This window comes from Pseudoalteromonas sp. 120-MNA-CIBAN-0494, from assembly GCF_040308885.1.
GTDB classification, from domain to species: domain Bacteria; phylum Pseudomonadota; class Gammaproteobacteria; order Enterobacterales; family Alteromonadaceae; genus Pseudoalteromonas; species Pseudoalteromonas nigrifaciens.
This window is the reverse complement of sequence record NZ_JBEOOE010000242.1, coordinates 1-232: the sequence shown is the minus strand read 5'-3', so window position 1 is coordinate 232 and position 232 is coordinate 1. Positions and strand designations below refer to the sequence as shown.

Annotated in this window: 1 pseudogene; it reads right to left on the bottom strand. The window is 39.7% G+C overall.

From position 1 onward, the window contains the following. Window positions 1-232: pseudogene (locus tag AAEY55_RS18650) on the bottom strand (cupin domain-containing protein); the annotation flags it as partial.

The following is a 232-nucleotide window of genomic DNA, read 5'->3' as shown; positions in this document are numbered from 1 at the left end:
CGTTGAATAGCTCATCATTAAATAATCTAGGCTCCAGTTTGTGATAAATCTAAACGGCTCTAGCAGCTGTGCTGAATCGTTATGCCAATGATCAACCGCTTGTACTAATAAAGTAGATTGTTGCTCTGTAAGCTGTTCAAAGTCTTAAAACGGCCCTTGGTGCGATTGCCATTAATTATTATGATTAGTAAAAATACGCGACTCTATGCTGTCTTCCATTGCAAGGCCTGCA